Source organism: Tabrizicola sp. YIM 78059, from assembly GCF_004959785.1.
Taxonomy (GTDB): domain Bacteria; phylum Pseudomonadota; class Alphaproteobacteria; order Rhodobacterales; family Rhodobacteraceae; genus Tabrizicola; species Tabrizicola caldifontis.
The window spans coordinates 15519-34539 of record NZ_SJZH01000012.1 but is presented as its reverse complement, the minus strand read 5'-3'; the positions used below and the strand labels follow the sequence as shown (position 1 = coordinate 34539).

Genomic DNA, 19021 nt, shown 5'->3' with positions numbered 1-19021 from the left:
CCTTAAAGCGGATGGACGCGGACGGCGCCCTTCATTCGGGGTTCGAAGCTGAGGGTGTTGCGCAGGGGCTGGCCGAAATCGGCCGCCTCGATTTCAAAGGTGTCGCCTGGCTCCGTCTTTATGCCGTCGGCAAAGGACAGCGTGGCCGTGCCGAAGAAATGCACATGCAGATCGCCAGGCTGGCGGAAGATGCCATACTTGAAGTGGTGGTGTTCCAGGTTGGCGATGGTATGCGACATGTTCGCCTCGCCCGAGAGGAACGCCTTTTCCCAGATCACGTGCCCCCCCCGCAGGATGCGGCTGGTGCCCCTGATGTCGGCCGGCAGATCCCCCACCAGGATTTCCGGGCCGTAGGACGCGACGCGCAGCTTTGAATGCGCAAGCCACAGGTAGTTGACCCGTTCGGTCACATGGTCAGAAAACTCGTTGCCCAGCGCCCAGCCTATGCGGTGCGGCGTGCCATCCGGGCCGATCAGGTAGATGCCGGCGATTTCCGGTTCCTCGCCGCCATCTTCGGCGAAACCCGGGGCTTCGAGCGCCGCGCCGGGGGCGACTGCGGAATGGCCGTTGCCCTTGTAGAACCATTCGGGCTGTGCTCCCACCTCACCCGGCGCCGGGCGGCCGCCTTCCAGGCCCATGCGGAACATCTTCATGCTGTCGGTCAGGTTTTCCCCTCCGTCCAGCTTGGCATGCATCGCATCGCGTGCGGCGGCGCTGCCAAGATGGGTCAGGCCCGTCCCGGTCAGGTGAAGATGCGCCGGGTCGGGGTGGCTGACGGGCAGATCGAATGTGGCGCGGGTCAGGTCCACGCCTTCCCCCAGGTCGCGCCGGGCGACCTCGGCTGCCAGCCCGTGGCCAGCCTTGATGGCCGCCTGTGCCAGTTCGTAGACCGAGCCCGTGTTGCGCAGAACCCTGGCCTCGGTGCCCTCGCGGACGACGACGCCGACACCCCGGACGGTGGACAGATGCATGACAGGCCTCACTTGGTCTTGTTGTAGACGTCGAAGATGACGGCGGCCAGAAGCACCAACCCCTTGATCATCTGCTGATAGTCGATGCCGACGCCCAGGATCGACATGCCCATGTTCATCACGCCCATGATAAGCGCTCCGATCACAACGCCAACGATCTTGCCCGAGCCGCCGGCCATCGAGGCCCCGCCGATGAACACTGCGGCGATGGCATCGAGTTCGAAGCCGGTGCCGGCCTTGGGCGTGGCGCTGTTGAGCCGTGCCGTCACCATCATGCCGGCAAGCGCCGCCAGCATCCCCATGTTGACGAAGCAGAAGAACACCAGCCGTTCGGTGCGGATACCCGACAGCTTGGCCGCCTTCTCGTTGCCGCCTACAGCATAGATGCGCCGCCCCTGAACGGTGTTTTCGGTGAAGAAGGCATAAAGGACGGTCAGAACCGCCAGCACGATCAGCACGTTCGGCAGCCCGCGGAAGCTGGCGAGCTGCCAGCCGACAAAGGCGGTTGCCGCCGCGATGATCAGCGTTCGGCCCCAGAACAGGCCGGCGGGTTCCGGGGTGATGCCGAATTCCGCATCCCGCGCGCGGGATCTGAGGCCGATCCAGATGACAACACCGATGGCCAGCGCGGTGATGATCAGCGTCAGGCCGTGCGGCTTCATCAGGCCGGTCAGGTCGGGGATGAAACCCGAGGACATGGCCTGGAACTCGCGTGGGAAGGGGCCGATGTTCTGCCCGCCCAGGAGCCACAGCGTTGCCCCGCGGAACACCAGCATCCCCGCCAGCGTGACAATGAAGCTGGGGATGCGCCAGTAGGCCACCCAGTAGCCCTGTGCAGCCCCGATCAGCCCGCCGACGATCAGCGTCAGCGGGATGACCGCATATACCGGCAGCTTGTGCGTTACCGTCAGCCAGGCGGCGACCGCCCCGGTGAAGGCCGCGACCGAGCCCACCGAAAGGTCGATGTGGCCCGAGACGATGATCAAGAGCATCCCCAGCGCCAGGATGATGACATGGCCGTTCTGCAGGAAGATGTTGGTGATGTTCGGCGCCTGCAGGAACATCGGCTTGCCCTGCATCGCCACCAGGATCGAGAACAGCACCACGATCGCCACCAGCGCCAGAAGCATCCCGTTCTCGCGCAGGTGGCTGCCCAGAGGATTTGTCTTCACGTCAGACATTCACGCCACCTTTCCCGTGGTCTTGCCGTTGTCTGTCACGATCAGTGCCATGATCCGTTCCTGGCTTGCCTCGCCGCGCGCCAGTTCACCGACGATCCGGCCCTCGTTCATCACATATATGCGGTCGCACATGCCCAGGAGCTCGGGCATCTCGCTTGAGATCATCAGGATGCCGCGGCCCTGATCGGCCAGGTCCTTCATGATCGTGTAGATCTCGAACTTCGCGCCCACGTCGATGCCGCGGGTCGGTTCGTCCAGGATCAGAAGTTCGGGGTCGGTGAACAGCCATTTCGACAGCACCACCTTCTGCTGGTTGCCGCCGGACAGATTCACCACCTTCTGCTGCACCCCGGGGGTACGGATCGCCAGCTGCTTGCGGTAGCTTTCGGCCACCTGCATCTCGCGCCGCTTGTCCAGCACCCAGCGTTGCGCCACGCCGGCAAGGTTCGCCAGGCTGATGTTCTTGACGATCGGTTCGTCCAGGATCAGGCCCAGTGCCTTCCTGTCCTCGGTCACATAGGAAATGCCGGCCGCGATGGCCTTGCTGACGGTCGAGACATCGACGGGCTTGCCATGCATCCGCACGGTTCCCTGATGTCCCTTGCCGTAGCTGCGACCGAAGATCGACATGGCAAGTTCCGTGCGCCCCGTGCCCATCAGCCCGGCGATGCCCACGATCTCGCCCTTGCGGACGTTCAGGCTGACATCCTTGATCATCTGCCGTCCGGCCTGTTCAGGGTGCCAGCAGGACCAGTTTTCCACCTCGAACAGCACCTCGCCCGGGTGGCTTTCGCGTTCGGGGTAGCGGTGCGCCATGTCGCGGCCGACCATGTCCTTGATGATGCGGTCCTCGGAGATTTCATCCTTCGACAGCGTGGAGACGGTGGTGCCGTCGCGGATCACGGTGATCCGGTCGGCGACGCGGGAAATCTCGTTCAGCTTGTGGCTGATGATGATCTGGGTCACGCCGCGGGCCTTCAGTTCCAGCATCAGGTCCAGCAGCCGGTCGGCATCGGCCTCTTGCAGGGCGGCGGTGGGCTCGTCCAGGATCAGCAGGCGGACGTTCTTCGACAGCGCCTTGGCGATCTCGATCAGCTGCTGCTTGCCCACGCCCAGCTTGCCGACGATCGCGCCTGGGGGTTCGTTCAACCCGACCTGGCGCAGCAGTTCCTCGGTTCTCTTGAAGGCCGCGGGCCAGGAGATGACGCCCCTCGAGGCGACCTCGTTGCCCATGAACAGGTTCTCGGCGATCGACAGCAGCGGGATCAGCGCAAGTTCCTGGTGTATGATGATGATGCCCTTGTCCTCGCTGTCTCGGATCGAACGGTTGCGCAGAGGGGCGCCGTCGTAAAGGATCTCTCCCTCGAAACTGCCGTGCGGATACACACCCGACAGCACCTTCATCAGGGTGGATTTGCCCGCGCCGTTCTCGCCGCAGATCGCGTGGATCTCGCCCGCCTCTACAGTCAGGCTGACCCGGTCAAGCGCCTTCACGCCGGGGAAGACCTTGGTGATCTCCCGCATTTCCAGAAGTGTGGTCATGTGCCCTCCGCAAAGGTCGCCCGCCTGCCGGTGAGAGCACGCGCAGGCGGGCAACCCTGTGATCAGCCTATTTCAGCTGATCGGCCGTATAGTAGCCCGAACCGATCAGGACTTCCTCGTAGTTCGAGATGTCCACCGAGACCGGCTCCAGCAGGTAGGACGGCACGACCTTGACGCCGTTGTCGTAGGTCGAGGTGTCGTTGATTTCGGGCTCGCCACCGCCAAGCACGGCATCGACCATCTTCACGGTGACTTTCGCCAGTTCGCGGGTGTCCTTGAAGATCGTCGAATACTGCTCGCCCGCGATCATCGACTTGACACTGGGGATTTCGGCGTCCTGGCCGGTGACGATCGGCATCGGCAGATCGCCCGAGCCGTAGCCCACGCCCTTGACCGACGACAGGATCCCGATCGACAGCCCGTCATAGGGCGAAAGCACGCCGTGCAGCTGCTTGTCGCCGTAATTCGAGGTCAGAAGGTTGTCCATCCGTGCTTGGGCCACCGCGCCATCCCAGCGCAGGGTGCCAACCACATCCATGCCCATCTGGCCCGACGGGATCACGATGTCGCCCGCATCAATCATCGGCTGCAGGATCGACATCGCGCCGTTGTAGAAGAAGAAGGCGTTGTTGTCGTCCGGGCTGCCGCCGAACAGTTCCACGTTCCACGGTTTTACGTCGGGGAAGCGTTCCTTCAGGCCCTTCACCAGACTTTCGGCCTGCTGGACGCCGACCTTGAAATTGTCGAAGGTCGCGTAATAGTCCACGTTCGCGCTGTCGCGGATCAGGCGGTCGTAGGCGATGACCTTGATCCCCATGGCGGCGGCGTTTTCCAGCGCGTTCGACAGGGTGGTGCCGTCGATGGCAGCGATCACCAGCGCCTTGACGCCCGAGGTGATCATGTTCTCGATCTGGTTCAGCTGCGTCGGGATGTCGTCCTCGGCATACTGCAGGTCGGTGGCATAACCGGCCTCTTGGAAGGCCTTCACCATCGACTCGCCGTCCGAGATCCAGCGCGACGAGGATTTGGTGGGCATGGCGATGCCGATGGTGCCCTTGTCCTGGGCAAAGACGGGCAGGGCCGAAAGCGCAGCAGTGGAGCCTGCAAGGGCCATGAGGCCGCGGCGGGTCAAGATCATCTGTTTCCTCCCGATGATACCTTATTTGCATCCGCAATGAGCATGCCGAATAGGCCCCTGCTCACGGACGCAGCGCAGATTGCGTGGAAGTTGCATATCTGTCAAATGACGCTATCGAAAAAAAACATAACGGTTTCGTCATGAATTCGTCCATCGCAGGCCTTTCCAGCCAGTTGCGGCAACTGCGTCAGCAGCATCTGCGGTTGCTGGTGGAACTGTCCGACAGCGGCGCGCTGGGTGTGGCTGCGGCGCGCATGGGAATTGCGCAGCCCGCCGCTTCGCGCCTTCTGGCCGAGATGGAGGCGAATCTCGGCATTGCCCTGCACGAACGCCAGGGACGTGGCCTGCGCCTGACCCCGGCCGGTGCGGCACTGGCGTTGCGGGCGCGGCGCATCCAGATCGAGATCGCCGATGCCGCCCGCGACCTGGCCGAGGCGGCGACAGGCCGTGCGGGTGTGGTGCGCGTCGGGGCGGTGACCGGTCCGGCGCTGAACCTGGTGCTGCCGGCTCTGAAGGAACTTCAGCAGAGCCATCCCCACCTGCGGTCAGAGGTGACGGTGACCACGTCTGTCGCCCTTTGCGACCAGCTTCGTGCGGGCCGGCTGGACTTTGCCCTGGCCCGGCCCGGTCCCGAGGACGGTGAACTTGACGCGCGGCTGATCGCGGGCGAACCAGTGTCGCTGGTGGTGCGTCGTGGCCATCCACTTCTGGTCCTGCCCCGAATCAAGCCAGCCGACCTGATGTGCCACGACTGGGTTATGGGCGACGACGAAACGCTGCTGACCCAGTCGGTGAAGGCGCGTCTTGCCGAACTGCGCTTGCCGATGCCGCAACGGCGCATTTCGACCTCGTCTTTCCTGTTCACGCTGGCCCTGATCACGCAGACCGACTGCATCGCGCCGATGGCGACGCCGGTTGTCGACAGCTTTGCCGGGAACCCGTCGATTCCCTTCGTTTCGCTGCCGGTCGATCTCGGGCTTGCAGTTGCCCCGTTCAGCCTTGTGACCCGTGCCGGATCGCAGCCAACGCCCTCGGCCCGCCGGTTGATCGAGGCGATCCTTGCGCGTTGCAGCGAGGTGTCCCTTGCCCAATGGGCTGGCGCGGAATGACGCTGGCGGTGCCCGGCTCTGACGGAAACGGTCGTGAAAGGGAGATCCGCCGCATCTAGGGTTGGGCCTGCCCCCTCGTCTAGAGGGGATGCCGCAATCGTACGACGAGCCGCCGCAGGAGGGGCCATGAGGATCGCGAAACTGGAAACCTTCGACACGCCCTACGTCTGCTTCGTGAAGGTCACAGCCGACACGGGCGATACCGGCTGGGGCCAGTGTTCGACCTATCAGGCGGACATCACCGCGGAAATCTTCCACCGCCAGGTCGCGCCCCATGCGCTGGGCACCCGTGTCGAGGACCTGGAGGACACGCTGCGGCGGATCTTCGAGCGCGAGCACAAGTTCCCCGGCAGCTACCTGCGCCGAGCGCAGGCCGGGCTGGACACCGCAGTCTGGGATTTGCGGGGCAAGGCCCTGGGCAAACCGGTGGTGGAGCTGCTGGGCGGGACGCCCGGCCGGGTGCGGGCCTATGCGTCGTCGATGAAGCGCGACATCACGCCCGAGGCCGAGGCAGAGCGTTTCCTGCGTCTGCGCGACGCGCATGGCTTCACCGCCTTCAAGTGGCGCGTGGGCGCGGAAGTGGGGCGCGACGAGGACGAATGGCCGGGGCGCACCGAGGCGGTAATTCCCATTGTTTCCAAGGCACTCGGCGACGATGTCGAGAAACTGGTTGATGGGAATTCCTGCTATTCCCCGGCCCGCGCCATTGAAGTCGGCCGCATGCTGGAAGATCACGGCATCGGCCATTTCGAGGAGCCCTGTCCCTATTGGGAGGTAGACCAGACCGCCGAGGTCCGCGCCGCGTTGAACCTTGACGTGGCGGGGGGCGAGCAGGATTGCGAGCTGACCGCCTGGCAGCTGGCGATCGAGCACAAGGCGGTGGACATCCTGCAACCGGACATCCTTTACCTCGGCGGGATGTATCGCACGCTGGAGGTCTGCCGGATGGGCCACGCGGCGGGCCTGCCGATCACGCCCCATGCGGCGAACCTTGGCCTGGTGACGCTTTGCACGATGCACCTTTTACGCGCGATCCCGAACCCCGGCAAATACCTTGAGTTTTCCATCGAGGGGCTGGACTACTATCCTTGGCAGCACGGCCTGTTCCTGAACGATCCCTACCGGATCGAGGACGGCCATGCCACGGTGACAGAGGCCCCCGGCTGGGGGGTGGAGATCAACCCCGACTGGCTGGCCCGCGCCCGCCACAAGGTTTCGGAAAGGACCTGAGATGCCCGGACTGCACGCGCACATCGACCCCGAGGGGCTGGAGGAGTTTTCGGTCGTCTTCACCGACCGCTCGCTCAATCACATGTCGGCGCGGTTCCAGCAGGTGATGCGCGATGTCTCGGGCATGCTGAAGGAGGTCTACAAGGGAACCGCCGTGGCGCTGGTGCCGGGCGGCGGCACCTATGCGATGGAGGCCGTGGCGCGGCAGTTCGGCCAAGGGCGCGTCCTGATCGTCCGCAACGGCTGGTTCAGCTATCGCTGGACGCAGATCTTCGAGGCGGGCGGGTTCGCCGCCGAGACGACGGTGGTGATGGCGCGGCAGACCGGGAATGACGCGCGCGCGCCATACGCCCCGCCGCCGATCGAAGAGGTGGTGGCGAAGATCCGCGAGGTTCGCCCCGAGGCGGTGTTCGCCCCGCATGTCGAGACGAGCGCGGGCATCATCCTGCCCGACGACTACATCGCGCAGATGGCGGCGGCCGCGCATGAGGTGGGCGCGCTGATGGTGCTGGACTGCATCGCAAGCGGCGCTGTCTGGGTGGATATGGCCGCGACGGGGGTGGATGTGCTGATCTCGGCCCCGCAGAAGGGGTGGTCGGCCTCTCCCAGTGCAGGTGTCGTGGTGCTGTCGCCGGCGGGCGAGGCGCGGCTGGCCGAGACCACGTCGAACTCCTTCGCGCTGGACCTGAAGAAGTGGCGCGCGATCATGGAGGCCTACGAGAAGGGCGGGCACGCCTATCACGCGACGATGCCGACGGACGCGATTGTCGGCTTTCGCGACGCGATGGTCGAGACCAAGGCGATGGGCTTCGAGGCCGCCAAGGCCGCACAATGGGCACTGGGGCGGGCGGTCCGGGCCATGCTGGCGGAGAAGGGGGTAGCGTCGGTCGCGGCCGAAGGCTTCCAGGCGCCAGGGGTGGTCGTCAGCTACACTGCCGACCCGGACATCCAGAACGGGGCGAAGTTCCGGGCCGAGGGGCTGCAGATCGCCGCAGGTGTGCCCCTTCAGGTGGGCGAGGGGCCGGAGTTCAGGACCTTCCGCCTGGGTCTCTTCGGTCTGGACAAGCTGAAGGATGTGGACGCGACGGTCGCGCGGTTGAAGCGGGCGGTGGACGCGGTCCTTTAGCGACACACAGGCCGGAAGGGAGCATCCGGCCTGTGCGTTTCTGTTGTCTGGCCTGCGGATTACTGCGCGCCGAGTATGACAAAGACGCCCTGAGCAGCACCGGCAGGGGTGCGCAGGTTCCCGCTGTCACCAAAGAAGGTGACCATCTGGGCGTATTGGGTATTGGTCAGGTTAGACAGATCTGCGTTCGGAACAAGGGTCAGGATTTGCGAGGTGATCTCCGAAGATAGGGTGACCGGAGCTTCCTGAGCGAGGGCGCCGAAGCCGTTGTTGCGACCAAGGCGGATGCAAGAACGATGCGCTTCATGTTGTAATCCTTCGCTGGTTTCTTCCTGCCCAACCATGGGGCGGTGCGGCAGGGATGGGTTCTGAAACCGCAAGAGGGAAATCACGCCTTGATCGCCGCGGGTCGCCCCCAATGTGATGGTCCGTGCCTCTTGCCGCGCGGATATCGGGGTTTTCCCAGCACTTTCGGCGTGGCAGGCGAGCCGCAGTTCACATCAAGCTACGGCTTCAGCGCACCTGGTGGAGGTGCAGCATTCATGTGCGCAATTGCACGAAACCTCAGGAGGGGTCTGTCCCGGCGCCGACGGCACCCAAGCCGAGGCCCGCGCGCATCAGGGTCTGGCGCACGGGTTTTGTCGAATAAAGCAGATCCAGCGCCCTTGCCCGCAGATCGCGCAAGGGCCGCGCCTCGGCCATCGAGGCACGGTTCAGAAGGTCGATGCCGGTCACGCGGGCCCTTACCTCCCAGTGCCGGCGCCGATGATAGGCTTCCGTCACCGCTGCCACGCCCGGGTCATCGCGGTGCTTTTCGACAAGGGACAACAGGCAGGCCAGGTCGGCAAGGCTCATGTTAAGGCCCTGCGCGCCGATGGGCGGAACGACATGGGCGGCCTCGGCCAGCAGCACGCTGCGCTGGCCGGACATCCGGTCCGCAATCTGGCTGATGATCGGCCAGACCGACCGCCGGCTGATCAACCGAAGCTGCCCCAGAATGCCGGAGGAGCGAGCCGTCATCTCGGCTTCGAAGTCCGACACCGGCAAGGCAACCAGCCGGGCGACCTCGGGGCCCGACTCCATCCAGACGACGGCCGAGGCGGGTCGGCCGTCGCGATCGGGCAGCGGCACCAGCGTGAACGGGCCGCCCTTGCGATGCACTTCGGTCGAGACATTGCCATGCGGCAGGTCATGGGCCACCGCAAAGGCCAGGGCCTTCTGGCCGTAACGGCAGGTCTTCGCCCCGATCCCTAGCGCTTCGCGCACCGGCGACTGCCTTCCATCCGCGCCAATCACCAGATGGGCGGCGATCCGGGTTCCGTCAGTCAGCGTGACCAGCGCCTCGCTTTCGCGGACCAGCATCCGGGAAAACCCGATGCCGGGACGGAAGCTGACATTCGCCAGCTCTTCCAGTCGTGCCACCATTTCGCGCCGCAACAGCCAATTCGGCAGGTTCCAGCCGAAGGGCTGGTCGGAAATGTCGCGGGCGTCGAAATCCCTTGTCAGCCGCGCGATGGGTTCGGCTCCCCCCGCGTCGATGATACGCATGACCTGGAGGGCGGCGGCATGAGGTTCAAGGCGCGGCCAGAGGCCTGCGCCCTGAAGCACCGGGATCGATGGTTGCAGGAAGGCTGTGGTGCGCAGGTCGGCACCGTCTGCCTCATCCGAGGTCACGGGCAGCGCTGGATCAACGCAGATAACCCGGAAGCCCGCCGATCCAAGGGCACATGCCGCGGTCAGCCCGGCAACACCGCCGCCGGAAATCAGAATGTCGGTCGTCTCGCGCATCTTGGGCCTCCGCATTGGACCATAGGTCGCAGCAGCGCTGGCGGCCAGAGGACAGGTTGTCCCAAGGGCTGCGTCAGGGCAGGGTGATCCAGATCAGAAGCACGAAGATCACCGGGACCAGACTGACCGCCGTCACGACCAGCGCCGCCAGCCCCCAGGCCTGCACCGCCAGGACAAGCGCGGTAAGCAGGATGACGATCAGGTAGTAGATCGTGTCGATCTCGCGTTCGATCTCGCGGATCACCCGTCCGACGACAGGCAAGGCACGTAAGAAGCGCGAAAGCGGGCTACGGGCGGGTCTGAGGGTTTCGAAGCTTTGTGCGGTCATGGCGTCCTTTCCTTGGTTGGTGCCTAAAAGATAGGACAGGGCTGGGAAAGGGTCAGGGGTTGTGACGTTTCGTCACCCCTGCAGCCGGGCCAGAAAGGCGGCGAGGTCGTCGGTGTGGTGGTGGATATGCGGCGCCGGCCTGGGTTCCGCGGCGACATGGACAGTTCGCATCCCCAGGCTGTGCGGAACGGCGAGGTTGCGGGGGTCATCTTCGAACATCGCAGCGGCGTCCGGCACCAGTCCGTCCTTGTCGAAGACCGCGGCGAAGGCCCGGGCATCGGGCTTGGGGTGGAAGCCGGCATGCTCTACCCCATAGATTGCATCGAACAGGCCAGCCAGGCCGCGGGCTTGCAGAACCTTTTCGGCATAGGGGGCACAGGCGTTGGTGTAGACGATTCGCCGTCCGGGCAGCGCCGCAATGGCCTCGGCCAGGCGGGGATCGGGGGACAGAACCGAAAAGTCGATGTCATGCACTTCGGTCAGATAGGGCCCTGGATCGATGCCGTGCTCGGTCATCAGGCCGGCCAGGGTGGTGCCGTAGGTTTGCCAGTAGTGGGCGCGCAGGTGGTCCGCCCGCGCCCGGTCGACGTTCAGGGCGCGCATCACCCAGTTCGTCATCCGCACCTCGATCTGGTCGAACAGACGCATGTGCGGCGGATAAAGCGTGTTGTCCAGGTCGAAGACCCAGGTTGTGACATGAGTGAAATCGGCAGCCGGCATGGGCCGGGTCTAGTGCCAAGCTGCGCCCTTGGGAAGGGTTGATTGCGGGGCGGGCGGCGCGCTAGGGTCCGGCGATGTTGCGAAAGGCTGAAGCGGTGCAGAAAGACGCCTATACATTGATCATGGAGGCGATCGAGGCGGGGATCTACAAGCCCGGCGATCGCCTGGTCGAAAGCGAACTGGCCGAGCGTCTGGGTGTCAGCCGCACGCCGGTGCGCGAGGCTCTGCAACGGCTTGAGACCCAGGCCATGCTGACCCGCGACGGGCGCAGCCTGATCGTGGCCAGCCTGGACCACAACCAGCTGGCCGAACTTTACGCCGTGCGCACCGAACTGGAGGGTTTGGCGGCCCGGCTGGCGGCCCGGCATGCGACCCCGGAAGAGGTGCGGGTGCTGAAAAGCATGGTGGAGGACGACCGCGCGCTTCTAGGGGGCGATCCGAAGGCATTGAGCCGGGCCAACAAAAGGTTCCACAAGCAGATCCATCTTGCCAGCCACAACCGGTTCCTGGTGCAGCAGCTGGACCTGGTGCACCGGTCGATGGCGCTGATGGCCAATACCTCGTTTGCCGCGGAAGGGCGGGACGAGGTGGCGCTGGAGGAACATGCCCGGATCGTGGCGGCAATCGAGGCGGGCGACGGCGAGGCTGCCTATCAGGCCCTGAAATCCCACATCAGCCAGGCCTTCGAGACCCGTCTTCGGGTGGACGCCGGTGAACTGAAGATGCGTTGACGCCCAATTTGGCGGTGCAGCCATTCGACCGCAGGCAGCCCCACCCAATGCGCCCATGTCGTTATCCCCGGTTTCCTGCGACATGGTCGAACAGGCCATGCGCGGTCTTGTCCCAGTAGAAGGGGCGCGTGACCAGTTCCAGCAGCGCCTTGTAGGCCGCAAGTGAAGCCAGGGGAAAGTAGACTTTCAGTGTCAGAACCCACCAGGCGCTGATCCGGTGCCGCGTGCGGCCGAGGCCGATGATGCCGACACTGAGGTTCACCACTTCGGACAGGATGAAGGTGGCAAGCATCACCCATACCACTGGCGGGGACAGCAGGCCCAGCAGCGGGTGCCGGATGCCGAACGGGATGCACAGGAAGGACCACAACAGCGGCGCCAGCAGGAACTGCGCAATGGTCCCCAGGAACATGATCTGAAAGCCGAGAAATGCGCGTGGCCCGAGTTGGCGCCATAGAAGCAGCGGGTCACGCATGTGGACGGCCCAAGTCAGCATGTAGCCCTTGATCCAGCGCGAACGCTGTTTGATCCAGGGCAGGGCGCGGCAGTTGGCTTCTTCCTCGGTTACGGTATCGATCAGCTCGGTCCGGTAGCCGTGGCGGGCAAGCCGGATGCCCAGATCCGCATCCTCGGTCACGTTGTGCGCATCCCACCCGCCAAGCTTTTCCAGCACTTCGCGGCGGAAGAACAGTGTTGTCCCGCCCAGCGGAACGGCAAGTCCAAGCCGCGCGATCCCGGGCAGGATCAGCCGGAACCAGCCCGCGTATTCGATGGTGAAGCAACGGGAAAGCCAGTTGGTGCAAGGGTTGTAATAATCAAGCACACCCTGCAGGCAGGCGACGTCGGGCCCACAGCGCTGGAAGTGGGCCACCACCTTGCGGATCTGGTCTGGGGCGGGGGCATCTTCGGCATCGTAGACGCCGACGATGGTGCCCCGCGCGCAGATCAGCGCATGATTCAACGCCCTTGGCTTGGTTTTCACCGTGCCCTCGGGAACGATGAGGATGCGGACCCAGGGGGGCAGTTCGGCCTTGTCCAGGGCTTCCTTCGTCATGCTGTCCCCGGCCTCGACCGCGAGAATGACATCCAGAAGCTCTTCGGGGTAATCAAGACGGGCGAGCCGGCGAATGAGGCGGCCGGCAATGTCGCCTTCGCGGTAAAGAGCCACGATGACCGTGACGATTGGCGCAATGTCATTGCCGTTTGCCAGCGTGGGCTGCGGGGGCTGGCGAAGCGCGGCGATCATGGCGACAAACTTAAGCACGACACTTCCGGCAAGCGACAGGACTGCAAGCCAGAGCAGGGCAAGGCCACTCGCCATCGGTGCCGTCATGACAACTGCGATGGCGATGGCCAGGGTGGCCAGCAGGTGCAGCCGTGGCCAATCGCGGCAGCTTTCGGCGGCGGGCACCCGGTTTTCCGCCGAGTGGGCCAGTTGTGGCCCGCGCCACGCGTGCACCGCAGCCGTCACCGCCCGGCTGGAAGCCAGGGCGGCACAGACCGGGCCGAGTCTCGCCTCGAGCATCGGGCGAAGGCGACGGAACTCCTCTGGATGCGAAAGGGCGATGACGGTCACATCGCCTACCCGCCGCCACGGCACCAGGCCATATCGTAGACAGTCGGCAGCGCCAATCGCGTCGATCAGGCGCGGGTCAGGCAGGTGCCGCGACGGGTCAAGCAGGCCGATGCCCCAGGTCTTTGCCTCGGCCTCGAGAAGGTCGCGCTCTGCCACCAGTCCGCGCGCACGCAGCACATCGGGCAGACGCGCACCTTCCCGCCCCCTGCAGGTCAGCGCGCCGAGAATGTCGTCGGCAGAGACTACGCCATCCCGAAGAAGCCGGGCCGCGATCGAGCGCCGCGGCGATGCCGGTGCCACCAGACCGTCCATCTGAACCGCGCTCTGCCCCATCCGGCCCCCGCCATGCGGAAGGCATCCTGCGGCAAACGGGTTAACGGCCCGTTAATGCCGTTCAGCCGGTCCTGCGGCTTTGCATGGCGTTCGCGAAGCGCTCGAAAAGGTAGAAGCTGTCCTGTGGGCCCGGCGACGCCTCGGGGTGATACTGGACTGAAAACACCGGCCTTCCATCCACCGCGATGCCGCAATTCGTGCCGTCGAACAGGCTGATATGCGTCTGGATGACGCCCTTCGGCAGGGTGTCGGCATCGACCGTGAACCCGTGGTTCATGCTGGTGATTTCGACCTTGCCGGTGGTAAGATCTTTGACCGGGTGGTTGGCACCGTGATGGCCGTGGTTCATCTTGCGGGTCTTTGCCCCCAGCGCAAGCGCCAGCATCTGATGGCCAAGGCAGATGCCGAACAGCGGCAGATCCTTTTCCAGAACCCCCTGGATCATCGGCACGGCATAGCTTCCCGTGGCAGCGGGGTCACCTGGGCCGTTCGACAGGAACACCCCCTCCGGGTTCAGTGCCAGAACGTCCTCGGCAGTGGCGGTGGCGGGCAGCACGGTGACCTCGCAGCCGACCGATGCAAGGCAGCGCAGGATGTTGCGTTTCGCGCCGTAGTCGACCGCGACAACCCGCAGGCCCGGCCCTTCGCGCCGCTGATAGCCCTGCGGCCACGCCCAGCGCATTTCGTCCCAGCGATAGCTTTGCGCGCAGGTAACCTCTTTCGCCAGGTCGAGGCCGACAAGACCCTTCCATCCCCGCGCCTTCGCCACCAGATCCTCGATGTCGAACCGCCCCTCGGGGTCATGGGCAAGCGCAACATGCGGCGCGCCCTGCTGGCGGATCGCGCGCGTCAGGCGCCGGGTATCCACACCGCCGATCCCGATGCGGCCGATCTTCGTCATCCACTGGGTAAGTTCACCGGTCGCACGCCAGTTCGAGGGTTCGGTCGGATCCCATTTCACCACCATCCCGGCTGCGGCCGGGGTGCCGGTCTCGTCGTCCTCGGGCGTGACGCCGACGTTGCCGACGTGGGGAAAGGTGAAGGTCACGACCTGGCCCGCGTAGGAGGGATCAGTCATGATTTCCTGGTAGCCGGTCATTGCGGTGTTGAAAACCAGTTCAGCGACCGTTTCCCCGGTGGCGCCGAAGCCCCTGCCATAGAAGATCGTGCCATCGGCCAGGGCCAGGCAGGCGGTGGCATCGCGCGGGGCGGGCATGGCGACTCTCCTTAAGGGCAAATTGGCCGAAACCTAAGGGCTGCGGGTGTCTGGGTCAAGACCGGATGGGAAATGGATTATCAATATAATTCAATGCCTTGCAGAACAAGGCCACGGTTGCGGTTCCAGGCGGTAAGGGGTATGTTGCCAGACTTGGGGAACCATGGGGAAGGTGCAACCATGCTCTTGCGCGACCGTTTGCAGGCGGCTTTGAAAGAGGCCATGAAGGCCAAGGATGCCGACCGGCTGTCCACGCTGCGCCTGATCAACGCCGCCATCAAGGACCGCGAGATCGCCGTCCGCGGCGAGGGCGAGGCCGGCGAAGTCGGCGAGGCGGAGATCCTGCAGATCATGGGCAAGATGGTGAAGCAGCGTCAGGAATCAGCCAAGGCCTATGAAGAGGGCGGACGGCTGGAGCTGGCAGAAAAGGAACTTGCCGAGATCGCGGTGATCCAGGAGTTCCTGCCCCGGCAGTTGTCCGAGGCAGAGGTCGCGGCGGCCGTGGATGCGGCGGTGGCGGAAACCGGCGCGGCCAGCATCCGCGATGTCGGCAAGGTCATGGCCGCCCTAAAGGCGAAATACACCGGCCAGATGGACTTCGGTGCTGTCGGCGGCTTGGTGAAGGCGCGGCTGGGGTAGAACCTGGCCGGATCACCCTGAACCCGTCGCCGGGGCATCTGACGCTAGGGCGCTTCAGCGCAAACGGGCAAGGCGCTCTGCGAGTTCGTCCTTCAGCGCGATGCGTTCCTCTTCCGACAGGAAGGCGCCCAGCTCGACCTCGCGCCCCTCGCCCTTGAGCGTCAGATAGTTCGGCACCGGTCCACCAGTCTTGTGCAGGGTGACGCGCAGCCAATAGGTGTTTGCATCCCATTCCCGGCGCTGCCCGCGTGGCCCGTGGCGGACAAGGTGCACCCTGTCGCGCGTAAGGCTGAGATCTTCGACGATGTCGCGGTCGCGGCCGTTCTTGCGGAGCGCGAACCAGATCGCCCAGATCGCGGCCAGAAGGAAGGGCAGCAGTGCCCAGACCACCGGACTGCCGAGAATGCCGAGAAGTGGCAGGGCGATCAGCGCGGCGGTAAGTCCCAGAAACCAGACAAACCCCCGCTGCGATAGCGAACGGTGCGGCCAGACATGCAGCCTTGCCTCTGTGTCAGGGGTGGAAAGCCATTCGTAGGGCATGGCGCAAGATTAGTCGTGCCGTCGGAAATGGAAAGAGCGTCAAGCCTAGAAGGGGGCTAGTCTTCCAGGGTTTCCAGAAAGGCGAGGAACGCGCTGCGATAGGCGGCCGGGTCTGCCGTGTACGAGCCCAGGTGATCCGCGCCGGTCCACAACGCTGTCGTCTTCCCCGGGTGTGCAGCGGCCAGAGCCTGCGAGGGGCCGACCGGCACGATTCTGTCGCCGCTGCCGTGGGCGATGAACAGAGGGCCGGGGAAGGCCGCGATGGTGTCGGCGACTTCGGCACGTTCAAGCGGCAGCTCCGACATGTAGGGCAGCATCAGGCCCGCAGCCCATGCCATCGGCCCGGGAAGAGGTTTGCCGCTCTGAGAGGCCAGCTGCCCGATCACCGCCCGGAAGCTGAGGGCCGGGCTGTCCAGCGCCACGGCCGATACGCGGTTGGCCAGCGGGCTTTGCGCCAGGAACTGGCCGAGTATCGCCCCGCCCATCGATTCAGCCACCACCAGAACCCCGGGGCCGTCCGGTCCGGGCGACAGGTGCGCGACCGCCGCCTCCAGGTCCGGCCACTCTGTCAGGCCGAAGCCATAGCGGTGGTCCGCCCCGCCCGGCGCCGAAGGGTCGTTGCGGTAGGTGATCAGCAGGACGGACCAGCCGGCCTCGTGCAACAGGGAAAGGTGCCGATAGCCATCCTCGCGCGCACCGGCGATTCCATGAACATAGATCGCCCGGCCCCGTTCGCGCCCTGCAGCCGGCACCTTCCAGGCCTCGGCCGGGCCGAGGGGTGTCGCGATCCGCACGACCTGGAATGGCAGCGACAAGGCCTGCATCGGATCGCCGCGATAACCAGGCGACATGGGATCCTCGGGCGGCGTGGCGGTGGCTATGAGCGAAGAGATGTTGCCGACCTTCAGAAGGTCCGTTGCGGCCTTGGCCAGAAAATGGCCGGTGGCGGCGACATAGCCGACCGCGGCCAAGGCAAAGATGAAGACGAACATCAGAACAAGGCGCATCCGTCGTCTCCGGTGTGAAGAAAGCAAAGGGCCCCGGGTCTTTCTTCCCGGGGCCCCCTTGTCAGGCTGTGCGCCTCAGTGTGCGTGGGACTTGTCCCAGTCCTCTCGCTTCGGCAGCTGCTCGAACGTGTGTTCGGGCGGAGGCGAGGGCAGGGTCCATTCCAGCGTGTCGGCGTATTCGTTCCAGTAGTTCTTCTCGGTCACGCGGCGCCCGGCGGTCAGGGTGTAGACCACGATGCCGATGAAGAACACGAAGGACGCGAACGAGATGAATGCGCCGATCGACGAGAACCAGTTCCAGTAGGCGAAGGCCTCGGGATAGTCGATGTAACGGCGCGGCATGCCCTGACGGCCCAGGAAGTGCTGCGGGAAGAAGGTCAGGTTCGAGCCGATGAACATCATCCAGAAGTGCAGCTTGCCTGCCCATTCCGGATACTGCCGGCCCGACATCTTGCCCATCCAGTAGTAGATGCCCGCGAAGATGCCGAACACGGCGCCCAGCGACATCACATAGTGGAAGTGCGCCACGACATAGTAGGTATCGTGGTAGGCGCGGTCCACCGGCGCCTGGCTCAGCACGATCCCGGTCACTCCGCCGACGGTGAAGAGGAACAGGAAGCCGAAGGCCCAGAGCATCGGCGTCTTGAATTCCACCGAGCCGCCCCACATCGTCGCGATCCACGAGAAGATCTTGATGCCGGTCGGCACCGCGATGACCATGGTCGCGAGCATGAAGTAGGACTGCTGCGTCAGGCTCATCCCGGCGGTGTACATGTGGTGCGCCCAGACGACGAAGCCCAGCACCCCGATTGCCACCATCGCATAGACCATCGGCAGATAGCCGAAGATCGGCTTTTTCGAGAAGGTCGCGATGACCTGGCTGATGATGCCGAAGGCCGGCAGGATGATGATGTAGACTTCCGGGTGGCCGAAGAACCACAGGATGTGCTGGTAGAGCACCGGGTCACCGCCGCCCGAGGGCGTGAAGAAAGTGGTGCCGAAGTTGCGGTCGGTCAGCAGCATGGTGATCGCGCCGGCCAGCACGGGCAGCGCCAGCAGGATCAGCCACGCGGTGACGAAGATCGACCACGCGAACAGCGGCACCTTGTGCAGGGTCATGCCCGGCGCGCGCATGTTCAGGAAGGTCGTGATCATGTTGATCGCGCCCAGGATCGACGAAGCGCCCGACAGGTGAACGGCGAAGATCGCCAGGTCCATCGCATAGCCGCCTTCGGCCGTGGTCGAGAGCGGCGGGTAAAGCACCCAGCCGACACCTGCACCGGTGCCAAGGTCGCCGCCGCCGCCCGGGGCAAATAGCGAGGCCACGGCCAGCGAGGTGCCCGCGATGTACAGCCAGAACGACAGGTTGTTCATCCGCGGGAAGGCCATGTCCGGCGCGCCGATCTGAAGCGGCATGAAATAGTTGCCGAAGCCGCCGAAGAGCGCAGGAATGACCACGAAGAACATCATCAGGATGCCGTGCGCCGTGACGGTCACGTTCCAGATGTGCCCGTTCGGGGTGCAGGTCGCGCCCGCATCAGCCACCAGGCGCATGCCTTCCTGGCACATGTATTGAACGCCCGGCTCCATCAGCTCCATCCGCATGTAGACGGTGAAGATGACCGAAATCAGACCGACGATCCCACCTGCGAAGAGGTAGAGGATGCCGATGTCCTTGTGGTTGGTTGACATGAACCACCGGGTGAAGAACCCAGGTCGTTCATGTTCGTGGCCGTGAATGGCTGCGTCCGCCATTGGCTTCTCCCGCTTTGGTATTCTCTGTCCTGCCGGTTGACGGCCCCAAAGCCTGGGTCCGCCCGGTTCCCTTGTGCTTCCGTCTTTAGCC

Annotated in this window: 18 protein-coding genes; 5 read left to right on the top strand and 13 right to left on the bottom strand. The window is 64.8% G+C overall.

All coding sequences use genetic code 11. The annotated features are described in order from the left end of the window. Positions 1 to 2 precede the first annotated feature (2 nt). The 4 genes from araD1 to chvE form a co-directional block, all read right to left on the bottom strand. Positions 3 to 971, bottom strand: a complete 969-nt coding sequence (gene araD1, locus EZM81_RS14425; protein WP_136646199.1) for an AraD1 family protein — start codon at positions 969 to 971, stop codon at positions 3 to 5. An 8-nt stretch (positions 972 to 979) separates the two neighbouring features. Next, positions 980 to 2152 (bottom strand): multiple monosaccharide ABC transporter permease, encoded by a 1173-nt coding sequence (mmsB, locus tag EZM81_RS14420; protein WP_136646198.1) that lies wholly within the window; start codon positions 2150 to 2152, stop codon positions 980 to 982. Beyond that, positions 2153 to 3694 (bottom strand): multiple monosaccharide ABC transporter ATP-binding protein, encoded by a 1542-nt coding sequence (gene mmsA, locus EZM81_RS14415; RefSeq protein ID WP_135450711.1) that lies wholly within the window; start codon positions 3692 to 3694, stop codon positions 2153 to 2155. It lies immediately after the preceding gene. A 67-nt stretch (positions 3695 to 3761) separates the two neighbouring features. Beyond that, positions 3762 to 4808: a multiple monosaccharide ABC transporter substrate-binding protein gene (gene chvE / locus EZM81_RS14410; RefSeq protein ID WP_240784172.1), complete on the bottom strand. Its 1047-nt coding sequence runs from the start codon at positions 4806 to 4808 to the stop codon at positions 3762 to 3764. Between the two features lie 164 nt (positions 4809 to 4972). Between chvE and EZM81_RS14405 the strand changes: the two genes are divergently transcribed. From EZM81_RS14405 to EZM81_RS14395, 3 genes are all read left to right on the top strand, one after another. Beyond that, on the top strand, positions 4973 to 5941 hold the full coding sequence (locus EZM81_RS14405; protein WP_136646197.1) for a LysR family transcriptional regulator: 969 nt from the start codon (positions 4973 to 4975) through the stop codon (positions 5939 to 5941). Between the two features lie 126 nt (positions 5942 to 6067). Beyond that, entirely contained in the window at positions 6068 to 7171 is a 1104-nt protein-coding gene (locus tag EZM81_RS14400) for a mandelate racemase/muconate lactonizing enzyme family protein (protein WP_136646196.1), read from the top strand. Position 7172: 1 nt separating this feature from the next. Then, a complete protein-coding gene (locus EZM81_RS14395) occupies positions 7173 to 8297 on the top strand; it encodes an aminotransferase class V-fold PLP-dependent enzyme (protein WP_136646195.1) in 1125 nt (374 codons plus the stop codon). 59 nt (positions 8298 to 8356) lie between these two features. On the opposite strand, the gene EZM81_RS14390 is transcribed toward EZM81_RS14395, so the two are convergent. From EZM81_RS14390 to EZM81_RS14375, 4 genes are all read right to left on the bottom strand, one after another. After that, on the bottom strand, positions 8357 to 8641 hold the full coding sequence (locus tag EZM81_RS14390; RefSeq protein ID WP_136646194.1) for a hypothetical protein: 285 nt from the start codon (positions 8639 to 8641) through the stop codon (positions 8357 to 8359). Between the two features lie 220 nt (positions 8642 to 8861). Further along, on the bottom strand, positions 8862 to 10085 hold the full coding sequence (locus EZM81_RS14385) for a UbiH/UbiF family hydroxylase (protein WP_136646193.1): 1224 nt from the start codon (positions 10083 to 10085) through the stop codon (positions 8862 to 8864). 73 nt (positions 10086 to 10158) lie between these two features. Then, positions 10159 to 10413 carry a hypothetical protein gene (locus EZM81_RS14380; RefSeq protein WP_136646192.1) on the bottom strand — a complete coding sequence of 85 codons (255 nt, stop codon included), beginning with the start codon at positions 10411 to 10413 and terminating at the stop codon, positions 10159 to 10161. Between the two features lie 72 nt (positions 10414 to 10485). Further along, a complete protein-coding gene (locus EZM81_RS14375; protein ID WP_136646191.1) occupies positions 10486 to 11133 on the bottom strand; it encodes a pyrimidine 5'-nucleotidase in 648 nt (215 codons plus the stop codon). A 95-nt stretch (positions 11134 to 11228) separates the two neighbouring features. Between EZM81_RS14375 and EZM81_RS14370 the strand changes: the two genes are divergently transcribed. Next, positions 11229 to 11864, top strand: a complete 636-nt coding sequence (locus EZM81_RS14370) for a GntR family transcriptional regulator (protein ID WP_135450740.1) — start codon at positions 11229 to 11231, stop codon at positions 11862 to 11864. 61 nt (positions 11865 to 11925) lie between these two features. Here the strand turns inward: EZM81_RS14370 and EZM81_RS14365 are convergent, their stop codons facing one another. Further along, on the bottom strand, positions 11926 to 13773 hold the full coding sequence (locus tag EZM81_RS14365; RefSeq protein ID WP_248298234.1) for a glycosyltransferase family 2 protein: 1848 nt from the start codon (positions 13771 to 13773) through the stop codon (positions 11926 to 11928). Between the two features lie 61 nt (positions 13774 to 13834). Further along, entirely contained in the window at positions 13835 to 14989 is a 1155-nt protein-coding gene (carA, locus tag EZM81_RS14360; protein WP_136646190.1) for a glutamine-hydrolyzing carbamoyl-phosphate synthase small subunit, read from the bottom strand. Positions 14990 to 15169: 180 nt separating this feature from the next. Between carA and EZM81_RS14355 the strand changes: the two genes are divergently transcribed. Next, positions 15170 to 15628 carry a GatB/YqeY domain-containing protein gene (locus EZM81_RS14355; RefSeq protein ID WP_135450721.1) on the top strand — a complete coding sequence of 153 codons (459 nt, stop codon included), beginning with the start codon at positions 15170 to 15172 and terminating at the stop codon, positions 15626 to 15628. Positions 15629 to 15682: 54 nt separating this feature from the next. On the opposite strand, the gene EZM81_RS14350 is transcribed toward EZM81_RS14355, so the two are convergent. The 3 genes from EZM81_RS14350 to ctaD all read right to left on the bottom strand — a co-directional run bounded on the left by EZM81_RS14350 (position 15683) and on the right by ctaD (position 18930). Further along, positions 15683 to 16168 carry a DUF2244 domain-containing protein gene (locus EZM81_RS14350; RefSeq protein WP_135450722.1) on the bottom strand — a complete coding sequence of 162 codons (486 nt, stop codon included), beginning with the start codon at positions 16166 to 16168 and terminating at the stop codon, positions 15683 to 15685. Between the two features lie 56 nt (positions 16169 to 16224). After that, on the bottom strand, positions 16225 to 17175 hold the full coding sequence (locus EZM81_RS14345; protein WP_136646189.1) for an alpha/beta hydrolase: 951 nt from the start codon (positions 17173 to 17175) through the stop codon (positions 16225 to 16227). A 75-nt stretch (positions 17176 to 17250) separates the two neighbouring features. Continuing rightward, positions 17251 to 18930: a cytochrome c oxidase subunit I gene (gene ctaD / locus EZM81_RS14340; protein WP_136646188.1), complete on the bottom strand. Its 1680-nt coding sequence runs from the start codon at positions 18928 to 18930 to the stop codon at positions 17251 to 17253. Positions 18931 to 19021 lie beyond the last annotated feature (91 nt).